The sequence below is a fragment of the Dyella jejuensis genome, assembly GCF_044904675.1.
GTDB lineage: Bacteria > Pseudomonadota > Gammaproteobacteria > Xanthomonadales > Rhodanobacteraceae > Dyella_B > Dyella_B jejuensis.
Genome location: NZ_JADIKJ010000012.1, coordinates 85,235 through 106,514, shown reverse-complemented (window position 1 = coordinate 106,514; position 21,280 = coordinate 85,235). Strand labels below are relative to the sequence as shown.

Sequence of the window (21,280 nt, the reverse complement as noted above, 5' to 3'; positions counted from 1 at the left end):
AGGACTTTCACCTCCAAGCAAGTGCGCCCTGCCGGGCGCACAGCAAAAACGCCTCCGGCAAGCGGAGGCGTTTTCGTGTCAAATCTTCGAACTACAGATCCTGGTGATACTGCACATATGGCGTGCGTGACTGATCCGGTTCGGGTGGGCCAGCCGGCACATTGGTTGCATTGCCGGACGACCAGATATTTTGCGCACCGAAGCTCAACGAACCTTGCCAGGGCAAGCGCCATGTTACGCCCAGGTCGATGCTGTTCCAGCGCCGGTCTGCGGTGAAACTGTTCGGCATGCCTGGCTCAGGCTGCATCGTGCGACCAATGATGTTGCCGCTGATCGGGCCATGATCTACGCCAAAGCTCAACGCCTTCTGATCGAGCGTGCTAAGCCCCATCAGGTTGCCGGGCAGCAAGTGGATACGCCCCACGCTGGCGCCTAGCAGCACACCACTGCTGCCGTTGAGCGCAAAGCGGCCGCGCGCGTTGACCTGCGTGCTGCTATCGAAATCAGGCAATCCGTTGACACCGGTTACCGCCCCCGGCAGCACGCGCGGCAGCGGCGTGGTATTAGGCACCTGGTCCTGCGCGACGCTTACGCCGAGGCTGTAGCGGCCGGCGTTATAGGTAGCACCGACCTCGCTGCCAATGAGGCGCGGCTGCGTCGCCCAGGAGCGCTGGGTGACACCGGCCTGTGCGGTGACGTTTGGTGCAAGGCCATATTGCACCGTGCTGGATGAGACCGTGCCGCCAGCGAGCGGGTTGAGCGACAGCGATGTGTCGTTCTGCGCATTCGCGGTGGTCGTGTTCTGCGATTGCACCAGCAGCGAACCTTGCATCGGCTGCTGCGCGGATTTCAGGGTTTGCTGCTGCAACCAGGCGACGCCACCTAGGTTGCCGTCCACTGCCTGGCCTGCCGCGATGAGCGGCATGCAGAGCAGCGGCAATGTCAGCAACAGTCGGCGCATGAACAGAAATTCAGAGTGAATCCAACAGACTTTATTCCGCGCCTCGGCGAGGCACGGACTCCCGGATGCAAGTGTACCTCATTTTACTTTTTACTAACACCCTGGGCCACCCGCTTTTTTGTGCCGCAATAGGCCAAATCACACCATGAACAATGACTTGCTGGCACGAGGAATGCATGGAATCGGGTCTCTGGCCACCTGGTTTATGTCATGATCCCGGGCAACATCACGGTATCGTCACGATATATAGTCAACCGAGATACCGCGCATGGACCCGCTCGTTTGACATGAGTTCAGTTCCTGACAGCTGCGACTTCCCGCCAACGGCAACCGGGGCCACCCCGGCGCCGTTGCGTGAAACCGTGGAAAAGCTGTTCCAGGCCGCCGACGCGGACAGCGTGCTGGAACATTGCAGGACGGCGCTGGCCTGTTTTGACGTTCGGGGCGATTTGCGCTGGTCTGCTGAAGCAGACGATGTGCCGCCGGCATCCGGCAGGCTCAGCCTCGCCAAGGACCCCCAAACCCTGCAAACCCTGGTAGTAGAGAGCATACCTTCGCAACTGTCCGCCGCATCCAGCGAAGAGCTGGCCTGGCTGGGCCGGCTCGCCAGCACTCGCCTGCGCCAGCTGAGCGAGACTGGCCGCCTGTATGAAGCGATTTCCAGGCTGGCCATGGCCGAACGCCTGCAGCGCGCCCTGTATGCCATCGCCGAGCTTGCCGGCACCGCGCACAACATGACCGAAATGATGCAATCGCTGCACGCTATCGTCGGCATGCTGATGTACGCGGAAAATTTCTACATCGTTCTCTACGACCCGGCTACGGACAGCGTGCGCTTTCCCTATTACGTGGATACGGTCGACCCAAAACCGCCGGCGCCGGACGCAAGCCATCCGCTGCAGGAAATGCGACATAGCCTCACCTGGAACCTCCTGCAGAGTACTCAGCCGATCATGGGCTCCGTGGAAGAGCTGGCCCACCAGCTGGAAGGTCGCTTCAACCTTATCGGCCCGGCCTGCGAGCATTGGCTGGGCGTGCCGTTGCTACGCGGCAACCAGGTGGTCGGCGGCATCACCGTGCAAAGCTACCGGGCCGACACCCACTACACGCGGCAGGACCGCGACCTGCTCAGCTACGTGGCGCAACATATGCAGACCGCCCTGGAGCGCCGCGAGGCGCATGCCGAACTGGAACGCAGGGTTGCCGACCGCACCGCGGCGCTGCGCGCCACCAATCGCGTGCTGCGCCAACAAGTGCTGCAGCGCCAGCGTGGCGAGCGGCTGCAATCGGCGCTGTTCCGCATTGCGGAACTGGCGAGCGCGCCGGAGAGCCAGCAAAATTTTTATGCTGCCGTGCACCGCGTGGTGGGCGGCCTGCTGTATGCGCGCAACTTCTACATCGCATTACGCGACGAGAGCGGCGAAAACATCGTCTTTCCCTATTCGATCGACGAGATCGAAACCACGCGCCTGCCACGACCGATCGGCAACGGCGCTACCGAATACGTGCTCAAGCACGGCAAGCCGCTACTCGCCGACCGACAGGCCTTCGAGCGGCTCGCCGAAAGCGGCGAATGCGCGGAACTGGGTGCCAAATCGGTGTGCTGGCTGGGCGTGCCGCTGATATGGGACGATCGCGTGATGGGCGTGCTCGCCGTACAGAGCTATTCGCCCAAGCACATCTACGACACGCGCGACCAGGAATTGCTCACCTTCGTGAGCTACCACATCGCCAATGCTCTGCAGCGCAAGCAGACCAGCGAATCGCTGAAGCAGGCTTACGTCAATCTGGAACGCCGCGTCACCGAACGCACGCGCGCGCTGGCGCTGGCCAACCGCGACCTGCGCGAACAGATCGCCGAACGCGAACGTGTCGAACGCAGGCTGATGTACGAAACCCTGCACGACTCCTTGACCGGCCTGCCCAACCGCACCTTGCTGCTGCAACGCCTGGGGCAGGCGTTGCAGGCCTATCACGCCGATCCGAACAAACTATTTGCCGTGTTGTTCATCGACCTGGACCGCTTCAAGGTCATCAACGATTCGGTCGGCCACCTGATCGGCGACGACCTGCTGTTCCAGGCCGGCAGCCGCATCCGCGCATGCCTGAAAACACGCGATCTGGTAGCGCGCCTGGGTGGAGACGAATTTGCCGTCCTGCTGGAAGATATCAGCGACCTCGGCAAGGCCAGCCTGGTGGCCGAACGCATCATCGCGGAATTGCACGTGCCATTTCGGCTCGGCATCAAGGAAATTTTCACTTCAGCTTCGATCGGCATCGCCCTGCCCAGCCCGCATTACCAGCAACCGGAAGAACTGCTGCGCGACGCAGACGCGGCCATGTACCGCGCCAAGGACGAAGGCCGCCATCGCGCCGCCGTCTTCGATGACCGCCTGCGGCGCGAGGTGCTGTCGCTGCTGGAAATGGAGGGCGACTTGCGCCGTGCGCTCAGCCGTAACGAATTCGTGCCGTTCTACCAGCCGATCGTGGCGCTGGAAGACGGACGCACCGTCGGTTACGAAGCGCTGCTGCGTTGGCGCCATCCCGATCGCGGCCTGCTTTGTCCAGGCGATTTCCTGGCCGTAGCCGAAGAAAACGGCAGTGCGGAAACTATCGACTGGCAGATCTTCGAACAGGTCGCCTCGCAGGTGAGCCTGCTGGCCGGCACCGACGGCTTCGTCAGCCTCAACGTATCAGGCCGGCACTTCCGCCAATCCGATCTGGACGATCGCCTGCTCGACCTGCTGCGCAGCCACCGGGTCAACCCGCGCTCGCTGCGCATCGAGGTAACCGAGCGCACGCTGCTGGAAAATCCCGCGCAGGTAAAGCGTATGCTCGACAACTTGCGCCAGCACGGCGTGAGCATCGCGCTGGATGATTTCGGTACCGGCTACTCTTCGCTGAGCTATCTGCATCAATACCCGATCGAAACGCTCAAGATCGACCGCAGCTTCATCATCGAACTGGCCATCGCCGGCAGCCATAGCGTGCCGGTGGTGCGGGCGATCCAGGTACTGGCCGACTCATTGCACATGCAAGTGATCGCCGAAGGCATCGAAGAAGAAGCACAACGCCAGGCATTGCGACATATCGGCTGCCGCTACGGCCAGGGCTTCCTGTTCGCCCGGCCGCAACCGGCAGAGGTATGGCTGGGGACAGCCAGCGTGACTGGTTGATCGAGATCCAGGTCCCCGGCGGCGTCCACCATCACTGCAACGTCGAATTCGCCGCCGTACCGCCACTCAGCAGATGCTCGGCATCCACGCGGTCAAAGGTGTAGACGCGCGCACAGAATTCGCAGGTCACTTCGATCACGCCGTCCCGTGCTTCCAAAGTAGCCTCGATTTCAGCGCGGCCCAACGAGCGCAGCATCGCTTCCACGCGCTCTCGCGAACAGCTGCAGCCGAAAGCCAGCGGTCGCGGCTTGAACAGGCGTACCGTTTCTTCGTGGTACAAGCGATAAAGCAGCTGTTCCGGCGGTGTAGCCAGCAACTCATCGCCACCCAGGGTCGCGGTCAGATGCTCGATACGCGGCCACGCATCTTCATCTTGCACGCCATCGCGACCGCCATCGCCAGGCAGTTTCTGCAACATAAGGCCCACCGCGTGCCGCGCATCGGCAGCAAGCACGATGCGCGCCGGCAACTGCTCGGATTGCTGAAAATAATTCTCCAGCGCGGCGGCCAGTTCCGGTTGGCTCAGATCGACCAGGCCCTGGTAACGCTGGCCGCGCTCGGCATGGCCGATGGTGATGGCCATGAGTGCTTCCGGCAGATTGTTCAGCACCAAAGGTGCGGGCAATGGCTGATTCCATCGCGCCAAGCCCCGCAAGCGCCCGGTATCGGAACATTCGGCAAACAGGAGCCGCAGCGCCCCCGCGCTCTTCAATTCGATCGACAAGCTTCCGTCGAGCTTGATATTGCCGGTCAGCAATGCGCTGGCGGCGAGCGCCTGGCCCAGCAATTCCCGCAGCGGCGCGGGATAGTCCGCGCGACCGCCTACCTCGCGCCAGGCGGCGCCGAGGCGCACGACCACGCCACGAACGCCGGCGCGTTCGAGCAAAAAACGATGGAGCACGTCCTCGACAAGCACAGTTTCCACGTAAACGACCTCGATGAACTCATGAAGCCAGAGATGGGGCCGCGCCCCGGACCGGACAATGGCCTGCCGCCAGCCGCTTATACTGGGCTTTTCGGGCTGATCGACCATGCCGCATCTTCCCTCTTTTCGCCGTCTGCTGCGTTACGCGGGCATCGTGATCTTGTCGTGGATCGCGCTGAGCTGGCTGGTGGTCGTGGTACTGCGCTTCGTGCCGCCATGGACATCCGCGGTGATGATGGAGCGCCGGGTAGAAGCCCTGGTGCACGGCGAGAAGGACTTTCGCCTCAAGCAGCATTGGGTTCCGTGGTCGCGCATTTCTTCGTGGGCGCCGATTGCGATGGTCGCCGGGGAGGACCAGACCTTTCCGTTCCATCACGGTTTTGATTTTCGCTCCATCCAGAACGCCATCGATGCCGCTGACGACGGCAAACGCTTGCGTGGCGCCAGCACGATCAGTCAGCAAACCGCGAAGAACCTGTTCCTGTGGAACGGCCGCAGCTTCGTGCGCAAGGGCCTGGAGGCCTATTTCACCGTGCTGCTGGAAGCGACCTGGCCCAAGCGCCGCATCCTTGAGGTCTACATGAACATCGCCCAGTACGGTGACGGCATCTACGGCGTCGGCGCGGCCAGCGACATTTTTTTTCACGAGGCGCCCGCGCAGCTGAATCTTGCGCAAGCAGCCAGGTTGGCGGCCGCGCTGCCTAATCCGGACCGTTTCCGCGTGGATCATCCGAGCGGCTACGTGCTGGAACGCAGTCACTGGATCGAGCAACAAGTCAGCCAACTTGGCGGCCCGGGTTATCTGGAAAGCCGGCAGCCACCACGCGACACTGGTCAGGCGCGGCGCCGCTAAGGGTTAGCTCCAGGCCCGCCCACGCTTACACTGCACCAGTTTTTCGACGGATACCTGCATGCCGCGACTTACGGTTGTCATCCCCGCTTACAACGAATCGGCCGTGCTGGCTGCCTTCCACGCCCGGCTGTCCAAGGTGCTGGGCCAGCTGCCGATGACATGCGAAGTGCTATACGTCGACGACGGTAGCCGGGACGACACCTGGTTGATCATGCAATCGTTGGCCGCTGCCGATCCACAAGTGGGTACGCTTAAGCTTTCCCGCAATTTCGGCAAGGAAGCCGCCCTGACCGCAGGTCTCGACCGGGTCGACGCCGATGCCGCGATAGTCATCGACGCCGACCTGCAAGACCCTCCCGAATTGATCCCGCAATTGGTCGAACAATGGCAGGCCGGTTACGACGTGGTTTACGCCACGCGCAGCGCGCGCGCGGGTGAGACCAGCCTGAAACGGTTCACGGCGGCGGCGTTTTATCGCACGATGGACATCATGTCGGACGTGGCGGTACCGCGCGACACCGGCGATTTTCGCCTGCTTTCGCGCCGCGCCCTGGCGGCCCTGGCGCAATTGCGCGAAAGGCAGCGCTTCATGAAAGGCCTGTTCGCCTGGATCGGCTATCGCCAGACCTCGATCACTTACCTGCGCAGCCCGCGCCTGGCTGGCCGCAGCAAGTGGAATTACTGGCGCCTGGCCCAGTTTGCCATCGAAGGCATCACCTCTTTTTCCAGCGCTCCACTGAAGCTCGCCACCTGGACCGGCATGGCCGCCTCCTTGAGCGCCTTCCTGTTTGGCCTGAAGGTGCTGCTCAAAGCGCTGCTGCGAGGCGACCCCGTGCCAGGCTACCCGAGCCTGATGGTAGTGATCCTGTTCCTGGGCGGCATCCAACTGCTGGCGCTTGGCGTAATCGGCGAATACCTCGGTCGCAATTACAACGAAAGCAAGCAACGCCCGCTCTATTTCATCGAAGAAGACCATCCGCCGGCATCGCAGGCTCCGCTTCACACCGAGGCAACACGGCAGAGCTAAACTGTGACGACGCGGCCATGCTGCGGCCGACGGGGAGGTTTGGCATGCGTCAGGTCAAGCACTTGCTGGATATAAAGGGCAATGACATCTACGCCATTGCGCCCGAAGTTCCCGTTCTGGAAGCGATCAAGCACATGGCCGAGCGGCGCGTAGGCGCCTTGCTGGTAATGCGCGGCGAGCAATTGATCGGCATCGTTTCCGAACGCGACTACGCCCGCAAGGTCATTTTGCAGGGACGTTCCTCCGCGCAGACTGCCGTGTCGGAAATCATGAGCAGCCCTCTGCTTACCGTGACACCGGAAACCGATGTGTTCGACTGCATGCGCCTGTGCACCGAAAGCCGCATCCGCCATCTGCCGGTGGTGCAAGGCAGTCGCGTGCTGGGTGTGATTTCGATCGGCGACCTGGTCAAGGAAGTGATCAGCGCGCAGGCCGAACAGATCGACCAATTGCAACGCTACATCACCAGCTGACACCGGGAACGCATTATCTGAATGCCTCAGGCAATGCTCTCGTGACCCGTTTCGCATTGCTCGCTCCCTTGTTCGGGAGCGAGATCCGGCGCCGTGGCCGCCTTGCGCGCCACCCAGCTGGCCAGCACCGATACGCCTGCACCCATCAACGCGATACTGCCCAGCCCGATTCCCAGCTTGCCCAACCCGCTGACACCACTGGTGACCAACACATCGCCCAGACGCCATACGGCGGTGTCCACGAAATTCTTGCCCTTGTAGCGCGTTTCGCGCGGTACCCGGGTATAGAGGGCATCGCTGGCCGGCTTGGTCATGCCGTACATGAACCCGCGCGTGCCTACCATCATCAACGCCACCCATGGTACGCCGATCCCTAGCAAGGCCAGTTGCGCGTGGCCGCCGATCGCCACCATCAGCAGCAGTCCCAGGTTTACCAGCTGCGGCACCACTAACGTCCACACTGCACCGCGTCGCACCAACAGCCAACGCGATAGCGTCAGTTGCAGGAACGCACCGATCAGGTTCACTGACAGGTCGATATGTGCATAGAAGGCTGTCCTCAAGCTGGTCGAAGCAAAGTGCACCTTGGCGTAGTCGGCCACCAACGCATAGGCCAGCGTGCCTACGCCGTCGCCCAAGAGCATCAGGATCGCCATGGCGCGCAGGAACGGCCGCGACCACAGCTCCCGCATGCCGGCCCACAGCGACCCGCCTATGGGCTGCTCTGCTGCGCCGCCCTGCGCGCGCTGCACCGATATGCGCAGCAGCAGCACCAGGGAAAGTCCCAGCATCGTCGCCGACACCCATAGCAGTGGCGCCACACCCATCAAGCCGACCAAGACGCTGGTGACGATCGGCCCCAAGATCGCTCCCGCCATACCACCCAGTGCAATCAAGGGAAAGACTTCACGCGCGCGGCGACTATCGAACACATCCGCCATGAAGCTCCAGAACAGCGACACCACGAACAGGTTGAACACGCTGACCCAGATGAAGAAGACTACCCCTAACGTCCGCGCGCCAATGCGGTCCTGCGCCAGGAATGCCGGAATGAAGCCCAGCAGGCACAGGATGAAGAAGCTGTAACTCCAGCCCAGCAGGCGCCGTCGCGGGAAGCGCGCCACCAGTGCACCGAAGACCGGTGTCAATAGCAGCATCGCCACGAACGTGGCCACATAGAACAGCGGCAGTTGGCTGGAGCCGACAGCGCCTCCCAGTTGGTCGCGCACCGGCCGAATGATGTAATACGCCGCCAATATCAGGCAGAAGGCAAGCGCTGAAAGCATCGGCGTAGTGTCTTTGCGGGCGACAGCAGGGGACGACGTGCTCACTTTGGGCGGCTTCCGGGAAGGCGGCGCAAGACTAGCATGCCGGCCTGGCCCTCCCTGGAAGGCAGGACGTCCGATGATGCCTTCCTTCCCGCGACACTGTTCTTTTGCCCATTGCGCACTGAGATCGCTGGGCACGCCAGCGCCCTCACATCGGAACGTTCACGCCCGCAACAGGTCAATCCAGATCCGGTGCTTACCGCAGGAGTGCCTTGACGTCGTTGTGAGCGTGTCCCAAGTACAGGACAATTCAGCGACTCGCGTGGATGCCCACCCTTAGCCAACGATCGGGGCGTGATCCGACGCCCGTTACAGTACGCGGAGCAGCATGCAGTTTTTTCGTAAGGTCCCTTTCGTGATAGCCGGCTTGCTGGGCGTCACCGGCATATCTGCCGCGGCACCCGCCGCGCGAACCGCTGCGTCTCCAGCACAGGCTGCCTCGCACCATCCAGACAGTGCAGCAACCATTCCGGCGGAGCGCATCAAGGCGGCGCTGGATTCGTATTCGCATTGGCTCGACGTCGTGGCACAACGCAACGAAGTGGCCGGCCTGGCTACCGCCGTAGTCGTGGACAACAAAGTGGCCTTCGAACGCGAAATCGGCTATGCGGACGCGACCACGCAAGAGCCCGTCACGCCCGACACGGTGTTTCGCCTCGCCTCGTTGTCCAAGGCTTTCGCCACTGCGGTAACCGGCCTGCTGGTCGATGACGGCAGCTTCGGTTGGGACACCAAACTGGCCAGCGTGCTGCCGTTCTTCCAGCTCAAGGATGCACAAGCTTCCAGCCAAGCCACGGTACAGGACATCCTGGGCCAGCGCCTCGGCCTGCCGCACAACACCTACGACACTATGCTGGAGGACAACGTCCCCTACGAAGAGTTGGTGCGCAAGCTCGATGAAGTCACCCTCACCTGCAATGTCGGCCAGTGCTACGGATACCAGAACGTAGCCTTCAGCCTGATCGGCGACCTGATTTACGCCGAGACCGGCGACTTCTTCTATCACCAGGTCGACAAGCGCATCTTCTTCCCGCTCGGCATGACCACTGCCAGCTATGGCCGCGAGGCGCTGGAAAGCAGCAAGAGCTGGGCACGGCCGCATCGTCCCCGTGGCGCGCACGCCTGGACATCGTTCGATCCGAAGGAAGCCTATTACCGCGTCGCCCCCGCCGCCGGTGTCAACGCCAGCCTGCATGACATGGAACGGTGGCTGATCGCCCAGATGGGCGGCCGGCCGGACGTACTGCCGCAGTCGCTGCTGGATTACCTGCATACGCCTGGCGTGCCGACGCCCAGTGAAATGCGCGCCACGCCATGGCGTCGCGCCCGCCTGACCTCCGCCAGCTATGCGCTGGGTTGGCGCGTGTTTACCTACGCCGGCGAAACCATGATCTTCCACGCTGGCGAAGTGGAAGGCTATCGCACCATGATCGCGTTCTTCCCGAAGTACCGCATCGGCATGGTATCGATGTGGAACTCGCCGGGAGCCATCGGCACGGACCTGATGCCGATGGTATTCGACGCCATGCTCGGCCTGCCGCATGTGGATTGGGCCGGTGTTGAAAACGATCCGCCAGCGAACCGGACGGCTCCCGCCAAAACCCGCCGCAAGCGACGTTATCGCGGCGATTGATCCTATCCGGCCCGGTTCCATATGGACATGAAAAAAGGCGGAGCCATGCGGCCCCGCCTTTTTCGTTGCGTGATGGCGGCAAGCTTTATTGCGAGTTGCTGAGCTTGAACTCGATGCGCTTTTGCTGCTGCGAAGCGATCGCCGTGCCGTCTCGCATGGCGGGCGAGAATTTGGCCCGGCGCAAAGCGTCGATGGCAGCGCTGTCGAAGACGTGGCGCGGCTCAGCGCTCACCACCTGGATATTATCGACGCTGCCGTCCACATTGACCGTGTACTGCACGTCCACCCAGCCCTCCTGGTTGTTGCGAAGCGCGGTAGTCGGATAGCGCGGCCGAATGGTCGAGACCGGAATCGCATCACGGGTCTCGCCCCCGGAGGCCTGTGCACCCTCGGCCACCTGATTGGCCGGTGCGGCAGGTTTCCTGGCCTGCTCTTCCTGCTTGGCCTTCTCCTGTTGCGATGCCAGCGCGGCCTGCGCCTGGGCCGCCTTGTCCGCGGCGGCCTTGTCAGCCAAGGCTTTGTTCGCGGCGGCTTTGTCGGCTGCCGCCTTCTGCGCGGCGAGATCGGCCTGGCGTTGCTGGTCGAGCTGCTTTTGCTGTTCCTCGTCCAGGGTCTTGCGCTGGGCATCGAGCTTGGAGCGCAGGATGGTCAAGGTGTAGTTGGTGGGGTCGACCTTCGCCAGCAGGTCAATCTCGCGCTGCGCTTCATTGAAGTCGCGCTGGTTGATCACCTGCTCCACGTTGCTGGCCGCGAACGGGAACGTCTCGCGCAATGCGTCGGCCGCCACCTGGTTACCGGGCTGCTTCTGCAGCACCTTCAAATAGAATTCGAAGGCGTTATTGCCGGCGGGCGCGATCACCCGCTGTTCGTTCATTGCCTTGCGCGCCTCGGACAGCAGGTCATTGAGGCTCATCGCCTCTACATTCACCGGCGGTGCGGCAGCCTTTTGACCAAGGACGACCGGCGTGGACGGATGGCTGCCCAGATCCCCGCTCACCATGTCCTCATGCGGCTTGATGATCAGGATCCACGACGCTACGGCCAGGCCGGCGATAATGGCAAGAATGGCGATGGTGACGGGCTTGACGGCCCCGCGCGCACGCGAGCGCGCATGTCGATTATTTCGGGTATCCATGATCTCTCACTAACTGCGTGGCATCAGATACCCGCGCTTCCCCCCTGTTATCCAGGAGCGGCTTCCCCAGCTGCCGCGGCGCGGATGGAGAAAAGGTAGCGCTATTGCGGCGATACGGCAAATGCGCGGTGCTTCACGGCGCGCGGAGAGAGCTTACTGGTAAGGACGGCATTGGGGCCGGCTGACGCCGGCAGGCGCGGGACACGGCGCCGGCATGGGCGTCCTTCATGCTTTTTTCGTTTTTCGGAGGCCGAAAACGAAGCGTCCCGGCATCACGCCGGGACGAAACGCTTTCGAAGCACCTCCCTGCGCTGGGCACCGCAGGGAGACAAATCGACAGAACTTTACTTGTTGTCTTACTTCTTGGCTTTGGAGGTCTTGGTGGCTTTCACCACCTTGGCGGCCGCGGCCTTCTTGGCAGTACGCTTACGTGTTGCCTTCTTGGCAGTGGCCTTCTTTGCAACGCGCTTGGCAGTGGCCTTCTTGGCGCCTACGCGCTTGGTGGCCGCCTTCTTGGCAGTCTTGCGCACGGCGCGCTTCTTGGCGGTGGCCTTCTTGGCGACCGGCCGCTTGGCGGCAACTTTACGGGTGGTCTTCTTGGCGGCTTTCTTAGCCGATTTCCTAGCAGTTTTCTTGGCAGTGGCCATAGTTCGTCTCAGCTCCTCATCAGTTGGCAGTGGTTGCCCAGTAAAAGCGTGAAGGAACGCCTCAACCAGCAGATCGCTGTTCGTGGCGTGCCTTAAATTGTTTACCTGTCGGTAGGTGCGCAAATCCGACAGTAGTCGCAATACATGCATTGGAATCGAAACAGTGATCTTTCTCACCGCGCCGGATTTTTCGCCGTGTTCTACGTAAGGCTTGATGAATTTCGATGCCACCATCGGTACTGTTCCCCGTTATATGGTGCGAAAGCTATTCCTGAACATTTCAACTGTCAATAAATTTTCGCCATGAAATCAATCCCTTCGACCGGACGACCGGCCAATGAGTGACCATCCCGAAGGATGTATTGCAAGCGAAAACATAATGTCGCCAGCCGTCTAAACGCCCAAAGAACCCGTTACGCACATTCCAAAAAATGCCAAAAACAAGCTGAAAACGTGATTTTTCTCATTTGGTGCTGATACACGCGCAACACCGGCGCAGGCATGCCCGATGTTCGACGCATGATGCCATTTCAAGCGCCCCGAGGGGGCATTCCCAGCATGAACGAATTTAGACTGAAAGGCGTCCGGGCGAGGCCCAAGGAACGGATCGCCGTACCCTGGAACGCCTTCGCATGCTTCCAAGGGTCAGTGACTGCCGCACGCATCCGAGGATCCATCGCGACAGTGCGCGCATGCTTCGACAAGCTTTTTACATCGTAGGCGACGCCGGTCACGCGGATCGCCAGCATTGCTCGGCGCGAACATGGCAACGGCCGCCTAAGCGGCCGTTGCATGTGGCGTGAACGAGGTGCCGGTCAGTCGTCGCTTTCGATCAGCTCGGCATAGGCATCGGCATCGAGCAACTCGTCGAGCTCGGCGCGGTCGCTTGCCTTGACCACGAACAGCCAGCCTTCGCCGTAAGCGTCCTCGTTGATCGCTTCGGGCTTGTCGGCAAGGCGCTCGTTCACCTCGACCACTTCGCCGGAAACCGGGGAATAGATATCGGAAGCGGCCTTGACCGACTCCACCGTCGCCGCGCCGATGCCCGACTGCACGCTGGCGCCCACTTCAGGCAGCTCAACGTAGACCAGGTCGCCAAGCTGCTCTTGGGCGTGGTCGGAGATACCCACGCGGATCAGGCCGTTGTCTTCGACACGGGCCCACTCGTGGGATTTGAGGAATTTCAGATCGCCGGGAATTTCGCTCGCGCTCATGGTCGCATCCAGTGGTCGTTGTTTCGATCGGGGGTTAAGGCGTGGATTCTAACTGCTGGAGAATCGGGAAGGGGACATCGCGGACAAGGAAACATTCCTGTGTACGCCCAAGCACTCAAATGCCCTCGCAAGGCTTGCCGTCGCGCACGAACGGAAACTTCACCACGCGCACGGGCACTTCACGGCCACGGATATCCACCCGCACGTTGCCCGATGCATTGGCCGGAATCCGCGCGAACGCCACCGATTTGTTCAAGGTCGGCGCGAAGCTGCCTGAAAGGATTTCGCCCTCGCCCTGCTCGGTGAGCACCTTCTGGCCATGGCGAAGCACGCCCTTGTCATCGAGCACCAGGCCGACCATCGCGCGCGGCACACCGGCCTGCTTTTGTGCTTCCAGTGCCTTGCGGCCGATGAAGTCACGGCCTTCGTCCAAGGTAATGGTCCAGGCCAGGCCGGCTTCCCACGGCGTGACGGTTTCATCCATGTCCTGCCCATAAAGGTTCATGCCGGCCTCCAGGCGCAGCGTGTCGCGCGCACCCAGGCCACAAGGTGCGACACCGGCAGCAGCCAGCTCCTTCCACAGCATCGCGGCCTGCTCTTGCGGCACCATGATTTCGAAACCGTCCTCGCCGGTATAGCCGGTGCGTGCGATGAACAGCGCCACACCATGGGGGCCTTGTGCGGCCGCCGCAGCGAACCGGCCAAGCTTTTCGATCCGGGCGCGGTCCACTTCATGCAGCAGGCCGATCACCTTGGCGCGCGCATTCGGACCCTGCACGGCGATCATGGCGAAATCCGGGCGCCCCTGCATCGCTACGTGGAAGGTCTTTGCCTGCTGTTCGATCCAGGCCAGGTCCTTGGCGCGGGTGGCCGCGTTGACCACCACGCGGAAGAACTCATCGCCGAGAAAATAGACGATGAGATCGTCGATCACCCCGCCCTGCTCGTTGAGCATGCACGAATAAAGCGCCTTGCCCTGCACCTTGAGCTTGTCGACGCTGTTGGCCAGCAGGTGCCGCAGGAACTCGCGCACGCGCGCGCCATGCAGGTCGACCACGGTCATGTGCGAAACGTCGAACATGCCGGCGTCGCGACGCACGGCATGGTGCTCCTCGATCTGCGAGCCATAGCTGATCGGCATGTCCCAGCCGCCAAAGTCGACCATGCGAGCGCCCAGTTCGCGATGGGTGGCGTTGAGTACGGTCTTGTCGGTCATTGCGGGCCTGCCAGAGAGGAAAAGGGGGACCACGCATTATGTCCAGCACCCGTGATCAATCCAAGTTGCACGGCATCATGGCCGGCAAGGCGCGGCACCATGGATCAGGCGAAACGTGAGATTGATCCGCGCCGCACTGACATCGGCACTCTTGGGCAAATCGTGCTGGTAGCAACGCTGGGTATCGCCCGCCATGCACAAAAGGCTGCCATGCGGCAGCGACAGGCCGACCGGCTTTGCACGCACGCCGCGCACCGTGCGCCGGCGCAAACGGAAGCGACGCTCCGCACCAAGACTCACTGAGGCGATGATTGGCTGCGATCCCAGTTCCGGTTCGTCGTCGCTATGCCAGCCCATCGAATCGCCTCCGTCCCGGTAGAGATTCGCCAGCACACTGTTGAAGCGCGCATCGCAGCCCTCTTCCACGCGCTCGCGCAAGGAAAGCAGCAAAGGGGGCCAAGGTCGGGGTTCGAAGCGACTGTTCGAATAGGTGTAGGCAGCGCCCGGATCGCCGATCCAGCAGCTTAGCCGCGGCGCTTCGATATACCGGCCGAACATGCGCAGCCGATGGCGCTCCCAGGGAATCTCGCGCAGCAGGGCATCGAACAAGGCATCTGCCTCAAGCGGCGCCAGCCAGCGCGCGGCGAAACGCACGTCCGCATCGGCCAGTGGCAATACCTGCCAGCTGCCGGCGGCTGACTCAAGCAGGGTCACGGACATAGGTGAATACCTGCGCCGGCGGCACGTTGCGCCAGACCCTGCCGAGCCGGATGCAACGGAGACCAAGTTGCCGGCGTACCTGCTCGTGCAGCGGGCTGTGCCAACCATAGGTGTATTGCACGAAGACGCCGCCCGGACGCAGCACCGTAAACGCGGCCGACATGATGTCGCGCTGCAATTCCGGCGACATGTTCAACAAGCCCAGGCTGCTGAGGATCGCATCGGCGCCCGTGGGCGCCAGGACGCCGGTGCGCTGCGCGAGTTCGTTGACGTGGCGCGCATCGGCGCAAAGCACCTGCGCCTGTGGAAAACGCCGCCGCAGGATGGCGTGCATCGTGGCGTTCAATTCCAGCACCAGCAATTGGGCCGGGGATACCCCGTGGTGAAGCAGCGCTTCGGTAATGACGCCCGTGCCGGCCCCGAGTTCGATCACGCAACCTGCGTGGGCCGGCATGGCGGATACCATCATGCGCGCCAGCGGCCGCCCGGACGGCAATACCGAGGCCATTTGCAAAGGATGTTTGACCCACTCGCGGAAAAAAGTGAGTTGCTGGTTGTAAGCGGGCATGGGGAGAGCCTGGCCGTTTGTGTCACTTTACCGGGCAGGCCGTAACAAAACGTTGTCAGTTTCTCGACATTCGTACTATTCAGGGGAGGACAGGGTAGTCCGGCGCCGCGTCGAGCGTGGCGGACCACACCTCGGCCAGTTCCAGCAAACGCAGATCCGAGCCGCGCGCACCGACCAGTTGCAATCCGATCGGCAAGCCATCAGGCAGCGTTCCCATGGGAATGCTTACCGCCGGACAACCGGCAAGGTTGGCAAAGCTGGTGAGGTCCGCCTGCGTATCCGGTACCGGGCCATTTAATGGAAAGGCACCTTGCGGCGTGGTCGGCAGCACCAGCACGTCGATCTGCGCAAACAGCCTGCGCATCTTGAGTGCGGCCGCATCAAGCACGCGGTCGGCCTGGGCATAGTCGGCAGCCGTCTTGCGGGCCGCGTAATCGAGCATGCTGCGGAAGCGCGCCGAAACCGGATGCTCGGTGTCGGCCAGCTGCGCGGCGAAAGTGCCGAGCATTTCCGCTTCCATCAGCAGCAATCCCGCGCGACGGGCGCGCGCAAAGTGCCAGTCCTCGAAATCCACGTCGCGACGCTGGCCGAGTTCGCGATCGAGTTTGGCCAGCGCCGCCTCGAACACGGCGACCACATCCGGCTGCACGCCCAGCGCAGGCAGGTTCGACAACACGCCGCAACGCAGCTGGCCCGGCTCCCAGTCGGGCGGCGAGAGCGCCACGCGGCGGCGACGCGAACGTGGATCGTCCGCGTCGTAGCCGGCCAGCACCTGCAGCAAGATCGTCAGGTCGTCCACACCACGCGCGAGCAAGCCCACGCAATCAAGCCGGCGCGCCGCCGGCGTCATGCCACGAGTGGAAATTTCACCTTGCGTGGGCTTCAACGCGAACAGGCCGCAATAGCTGGCGGGGATGCGGATCGATCCCAAGCTATCGGAACCGACGGCCGCCACCGTCAATCCCGCCGCCACCGCTGCCGCCGCACCGCCGGAGGAGCCGCCCGCGGTGTAGCCATGACGATGGGGATTATGGGTCGGGCCGAAATGCGCGTTGTCGGTGATCGCGCCGAGCGCGCCTTCGTCCATGTTGGTCTTGCCGGTCAGCACGGCGCCCGATGCGCGCAGCCGGGCGACCACGTGCGCATCCTGTTCGGCCGGATGGCCGCCATCGGGCAGGCCCGAGCGCGTGACCCAGCCGGCGATGTCGAAGTTGTCCTTGAGCGCGATCGGGATGCCGTCAAGCCTTCCGATGATACCGTCGCGCCTGCGGTGCTCGGCCATTCGCGCCTGTTCGCGCAGCATGGCGGGGCGTAGCTTCACATAGGCGTTGAGCTGCGGATTGATACGCTCGATGGCATCCAGATACACCTCGGCAAGCTGCCCGGCATGCACCCGGCCAGCCGCCAGCCAATGCAGGAGCTGGCAGAGCGTAGCGCGGCGAAGATCGATATCGGCAATCGGCGGTAAGGAATTCATGCACACTCCGGCGCGGAACCAACGCGATTATGTCCAGGGACAACCAACCGACCGCAAGCGGCTACCCGTTTGCCGCGCAGTAGGCGAATCCGGAGAATACCGTCCGGGCCGCCGCCGGAACACCACGCGGTCGCCCGATATGCCTGCAGCCCTTAAAGCCACACGACGGAGCCCCATCCCATGACCGAACGCGAGACGATGGAATACGACGTGATCGTCGTCGGTGCGGGGCCCGCCGGGCTCTCCTTTGCGATCCGCCTGAAGCAGCTCAAGCCCGACGTGAGCGTGTGCGTGATCGAGAAAGCCTCAACCATCGGCGCGCAGATCCTGTCCGGGGCGGTGATCGAGCCGCAGCCGCTGGATGCGCTGTTACCCGGCTGGCGTGACAATCCTCCGCCGATTTGCGTGCCGGCAGCCGACGACGAGTTCTGGCTGCTCAGCAAGACCGGCGGACGCAAACTGCCGGTGCCGCCAGGCATGAAAAATCATGGCAATTTCATTGTCTCGCTCGGCGCCATGTGCGCGTGGCTGGCGCCGCAAGCCGAAGCCCTGGGCGTGGATGTCTTCCCCGGTTTCGCCGCCGCCGACACCATCTACAACGAGGATGGATCGGTGGCCGGCGTGCGCATCGGCGACATGGGCGTCGCCAAGGATGGATCGCACAAGCCCGGCTACACCCAGGGCATCGACATCAAGGCCAAGGTCACGGTGCTGGCCGAAGGCGCGCGCGGCAGTCTCACCAAGCAACTGATCAAGCGCTTTGCACTGGACCAGCACAGCGATCCGCAAGGTTATTCGATCGGCATCAAGGAACTGTGGCAGGTACCGGCCGACCGCGTGATACCCGGCAAAATCGTGCACAGCTTCGGCTGGCCCGCCGATAACCATACCTATGGCGGCAGCTTTCTCTACCACCTGGACAAGGACCGCATCGCGCTGGGCTACGTCAGCGGACTGGACTACAGCGATCCCAACTATCAACCGTGGGAGGCATTCCAGCAGTGGAAGAACCATCCCATGGTCAAATCGCTGCTCGAAGGCGGCACCATCCTTTCCGCGGGCGCGCGCGCCATCGTCACCGGCGGCTATCAATCGCTGCCGAAGGTCGAGATGCCTGGCGCGCTCCTGATCGGCGATACCGCCGGCCTGCTTAATGTGCCCAAGGTCAAGGGCACGCACCAGGCCATCAAGAGCGGCATGCTCGCTGCCGAACACCTGGCCGCGAACGACCTGCGCTCGGCCGGCTTCGACGCCAAGCTGCGCAGCTCGGAAGTCATGGCCGAGCTGAAGAGCGTGCGCAATATCAAGCCCGGCTTCAAGAAAGGGCTATGGTTCGGCATGCTCAATGCTGCCTGGGAAACCCTCATCGGCGGCAAATCACCCTGGACATTGAAGAACAAGCCAGACTGGTCCTCCCTGCACAAGCTTGGCCAGCAGGAAGAACCCAGGCGCGACTACGCGCCACGCGAACTGCCGCCACGCGATCGCCTGGCCGGCGTCTATTTCGCCGCCACCGAACACGACGAAGACCAGCCCATTCACCTGCACGTCAAAGATACGTCGATCTGTGTCACCCGCTGCGCCGAGGAATACGGCAACCCCTGCACCCGCTTCTGCCCTGCCGCCGTCTACGAGATCGTGCAAGACGATGCCGGCAAGCGCCTGCAGATCAACGCCGCCAACTGCGTACACTGCAAGACCTGCGACATCAAAGACCCTTACGAAATCATCGACTGGGTTACGCCGGAAGGCGGATCGGGCCCCAATTATCAGAACCTTTAAGGCGATCAGCCGGCATCTACGCGATAATGGCCGACTGACCTCCAAGAGGAAACTTTTTTGAACACCCCCCTGAATTGGCGCCTCAAGCGCTTGCATTACCTGTTGCGCCGTATCGCAGGCAGCGTGGCTCAACGCGGCCTGGGGGGCACGATGGCACGCATTGCACAGGAATTTCGCCCTCGTGCGATTAGCGCGCCAACATGGACACTCGAGTCGCCGGAGCAGGCTTTCGCGCCTTTCACGCTTCCTGCAAGCGACACGCCGCTGGTCTCCGTCATCATACCGGTGTATGGCAAATTGCCTTATACGTTGGCATGCCTTCGCTCCATTGCGCGTCATGGGGCGCAGACACCATTCGAAGTCATTATCGTCGACGATGCGTCTCCCGATGCGGGCGTCGAGACGCTTGGCCAAATAGGCGGATTACGCCTGCTGGAAAATGCGCAAAATCTCGGCTTCATCGGCAGTTGCAACGCTGGAGCAAGCGCCGCACGCGGCTCATATCTGCTGTTTCTCAACAATGACACGCAAGTCACGCCCGGCTGGCTCGATCGCCTGCTCGATTGCTTTCGAGAGGAACCCGGCTGCGGGATTGCCGGCAGTCGGCTGGTTTATCCCGATGGCCGCCTGCAGGAAGCAGGCGCCATCATATTTTCCAACGCCGACGGCTGGAATTACGGTCGCTTCGAACAGCCTGACGATCCAAAATTTCTTTATCGGCGCGATACCGATTACATCTCGGGCGCGTCGTTGATGATCGAAACCGCGCTGTTTCGACAGATCCATGGTTTCGACGTGCGTTACGCGCCGGCGTACTACGAGGACACTGATCTGGCGTTTGCGGTGCGGGGCGCCGGCAAGCGCGTCATTTACCAGCCGGAAAGCCTGATTATTCATTTCGAAGGCATCACTTCGGGCACTGACCTGCAAGCGGGTGTAAAGCAATATCAGGTCGTCAATAAAAGCAAATTCGCGCAGAAGTGGGCCCAGGTGCTGGAAAGCCAGCCGGCGCCGAATACGCCAGCCGCAAGGGCGATCCATCATGATCGCCGTCCACATATTTTGATCCTCGACGCCCTCACGCCCGACGCTTCACGCGATTCCGGTTCGCTGCGCCTGATCAACATCATGCGATTGCTGGGCGAAATGGGTTGGCGTGTGAGCTTCATGGCCGACAACCGTGTCGCCAGCCATGATGAGATATGCCAGTTGGGTCGCCTGGGCGTACATACCCTTTGCAAACCGTGGTCGCCTTCGCTTGCCCGCTGGCTGACCGGCGAACGCGACACTTTGCAAGCGGTCATGCTGTGCCGGCACTATGTCGCCACACCCAATCTCGACCTGGTGCGCAGACTTACGCCACGCGCCAAGGTGATCTTCGATACGGTCGACCTGCACTTTCTGCGCGAACGACGTGCCGCCGAACACACCACCAACAAGGCGATAGCAAGCCAGGCCAACGCATCGTACCGGCGTGAGCTGGCATTGATACGTGCCTGCGATGTTACGTTGGTGGTCAGCCCGGTAGAGCAGGCATTGCTATCGCAAGAGGCACCTGACGCGAAGGTTGAACTCCTGTCCAACGTTCACGAGGTTTTTGGCCGCAACGCGGGCTTCGCAGAGCGCAAGGACATGGTTTTCATCGGAGGCTTTGGCCACCCGCCGAATGTCGATGCCGTGAATTGGCTCATCAGCGATATCTACCCGCGGATCCGTGCCGCCCGGCCAGATATGGCCCTGCATCTGATCGGAGATATCCCCGAGGCCGAACGATTAAAACTTAGTGGCGAGGGGGTTCACATCCACGGTCGCGTGGCCGACATTGAACCATGGATGCGAGGATGCCGCGTCGCCTTGGCACCGCTACGATACGGCGCCGGCGTCAAAGGCAAAGTCAACATGGCCATGAGCCATGGCCTGCCCGTGGTGGCAACCAGCATCGCTGCCGAAGGCATGCAGTTGCATCACGGCGACAACATCCTTGTCGGTGACGATGCCGACTCGTTTGCTTCGTCGGTACTGCGCCTATACGACGACGAAGCGCTTTGGTTGCGCCTGTCTGACCGAGGACTCGACAACATCCGTCAGCACTTCTCTTTCAGTGCCGCGCGCGAGGCCCTGCGCCGCGCGCTCCCCCCGCTCTGA

General features: G+C 62.2%; 17 protein-coding genes. 7 read left to right on the top strand and 10 right to left on the bottom strand.

Features of this window, described 5'->3' with window-relative positions; all coding sequences use genetic code 11:
- Positions 1 to 91: 91 nt before the first annotated feature.
- Complete coding sequence (locus ISP15_RS11515; RefSeq protein ID WP_404547487.1) at positions 92 to 961, bottom strand: hypothetical protein; 870 nt, start codon at positions 959 to 961, stop codon at positions 92 to 94.
- A 287-nt stretch (positions 962 to 1,248) separates the two neighbouring features.
- Here ISP15_RS11515 and ISP15_RS11510 point away from each other — a divergent pair, with 287 nt between their 5' ends.
- Complete coding sequence (locus tag ISP15_RS11510; RefSeq protein ID WP_404547485.1) at positions 1,249 to 4,137, top strand: bifunctional diguanylate cyclase/phosphodiesterase; 2,889 nt, start codon at positions 1,249 to 1,251, stop codon at positions 4,135 to 4,137.
- A 31-nt stretch (positions 4,138 to 4,168) separates the two neighbouring features.
- Here the strand turns inward: ISP15_RS11510 and hslO are convergent, their stop codons facing one another.
- A complete protein-coding gene (gene hslO, locus ISP15_RS11505; RefSeq protein WP_404547483.1) occupies positions 4,169 to 5,062 on the bottom strand; it encodes an Hsp33 family molecular chaperone HslO in 894 nt (297 codons plus the stop codon).
- 106 nt (positions 5,063 to 5,168) lie between these two features.
- Here hslO and mtgA point away from each other — a divergent pair, with 106 nt between their 5' ends.
- Genes mtgA through ISP15_RS11490 form a run of 3 tightly spaced genes read left to right on the top strand, consistent with a single transcriptional unit; the run spans position 5,169 to position 7,415 of the window.
- Positions 5,169 to 5,915 (top strand): monofunctional biosynthetic peptidoglycan transglycosylase, encoded by a 747-nt coding sequence (gene mtgA, locus ISP15_RS11500; protein ID WP_404547482.1) that lies wholly within the window; start codon positions 5,169 to 5,171, stop codon positions 5,913 to 5,915.
- Positions 5,916 to 5,973: 58 nt separating this feature from the next.
- Positions 5,974 to 6,942, top strand: coding sequence for a glycosyltransferase family 2 protein (locus tag ISP15_RS11495; protein WP_404547481.1), 969 nt, complete (start codon positions 5,974 to 5,976; stop codon positions 6,940 to 6,942).
- Between the two features lie 44 nt (positions 6,943 to 6,986).
- Positions 6,987 to 7,415 (top strand): CBS domain-containing protein, encoded by a 429-nt coding sequence (locus tag ISP15_RS11490; RefSeq protein WP_404547480.1) that lies wholly within the window; start codon positions 6,987 to 6,989, stop codon positions 7,413 to 7,415.
- Positions 7,416 to 7,441: 26 nt separating this feature from the next.
- Here ISP15_RS11490 and ISP15_RS11485 read toward each other — a convergent pair whose 3' ends face one another.
- Positions 7,442 to 8,701, bottom strand: coding sequence for an NTP/NDP exchange transporter (locus ISP15_RS11485; protein ID WP_404547665.1), 1,260 nt, complete (start codon positions 8,699 to 8,701; stop codon positions 7,442 to 7,444).
- A 370-nt stretch (positions 8,702 to 9,071) separates the two neighbouring features.
- On the opposite strand from ISP15_RS11485, the gene ISP15_RS11480 reads away from it, so the two are divergent.
- Positions 9,072 to 10,376: a serine hydrolase domain-containing protein gene (locus ISP15_RS11480; RefSeq protein ID WP_404547479.1), complete on the top strand. Its 1,305-nt coding sequence runs from the start codon at positions 9,072 to 9,074 to the stop codon at positions 10,374 to 10,376.
- 85 nt (positions 10,377 to 10,461) lie between these two features.
- Here ISP15_RS11480 and ISP15_RS11475 read toward each other — a convergent pair whose 3' ends face one another.
- The 7 genes from ISP15_RS11475 to ISP15_RS11445 form a co-directional block, all read right to left on the bottom strand.
- Positions 10,462 to 11,511: an energy transducer TonB gene (locus ISP15_RS11475; RefSeq protein WP_404547478.1), complete on the bottom strand. Its 1,050-nt coding sequence runs from the start codon at positions 11,509 to 11,511 to the stop codon at positions 10,462 to 10,464.
- Between the two features lie 356 nt (positions 11,512 to 11,867).
- Complete coding sequence (gene metJ, locus ISP15_RS11470) at positions 11,868 to 12,392, bottom strand: met regulon transcriptional regulator MetJ (RefSeq protein ID WP_404547477.1); 525 nt, start codon at positions 12,390 to 12,392, stop codon at positions 11,868 to 11,870.
- 581 nt (positions 12,393 to 12,973) lie between these two features.
- On the bottom strand, positions 12,974 to 13,372 hold the full coding sequence (gcvH, locus tag ISP15_RS11465) for a glycine cleavage system protein GcvH (RefSeq protein ID WP_404547476.1): 399 nt from the start codon (positions 13,370 to 13,372) through the stop codon (positions 12,974 to 12,976).
- A gap of 115 nt (positions 13,373 to 13,487) precedes the next feature.
- Entirely contained in the window at positions 13,488 to 14,588 is a 1,101-nt protein-coding gene (gene gcvT, locus ISP15_RS11460; protein WP_404547475.1) for a glycine cleavage system aminomethyltransferase GcvT, read from the bottom strand.
- 75 nt (positions 14,589 to 14,663) lie between these two features.
- A complete protein-coding gene (locus ISP15_RS11455) occupies positions 14,664 to 15,308 on the bottom strand; it encodes an alpha-ketoglutarate-dependent dioxygenase AlkB family protein (protein WP_404547474.1) in 645 nt (214 codons plus the stop codon).
- Positions 15,289 to 15,876, bottom strand: coding sequence for a class I SAM-dependent methyltransferase (locus tag ISP15_RS11450; RefSeq protein ID WP_404547473.1), 588 nt, complete (start codon positions 15,874 to 15,876; stop codon positions 15,289 to 15,291). The genes ISP15_RS11455 and ISP15_RS11450 overlap by 20 nt, the downstream gene beginning before the upstream one ends.
- A 79-nt stretch (positions 15,877 to 15,955) precedes the next feature.
- Positions 15,956 to 17,353 carry an amidase gene (locus tag ISP15_RS11445; protein ID WP_404547471.1) on the bottom strand — a complete coding sequence of 466 codons (1,398 nt, stop codon included), beginning with the start codon at positions 17,351 to 17,353 and terminating at the stop codon, positions 15,956 to 15,958.
- Between the two features lie 180 nt (positions 17,354 to 17,533).
- Here ISP15_RS11445 and ISP15_RS11440 point away from each other — a divergent pair, with 180 nt between their 5' ends.
- Together ISP15_RS11440 and ISP15_RS11435 are read left to right on the top strand one after the other, a co-directional pair.
- On the top strand, positions 17,534 to 19,135 hold the full coding sequence (locus tag ISP15_RS11440) for an electron transfer flavoprotein-ubiquinone oxidoreductase (RefSeq protein ID WP_404547470.1): 1,602 nt from the start codon (positions 17,534 to 17,536) through the stop codon (positions 19,133 to 19,135).
- Between the two features lie 57 nt (positions 19,136 to 19,192).
- Positions 19,193 to 21,280, top strand: a complete 2,088-nt coding sequence (locus tag ISP15_RS11435; RefSeq protein ID WP_404547469.1) for a glycosyltransferase — start codon at positions 19,193 to 19,195, stop codon at positions 21,278 to 21,280.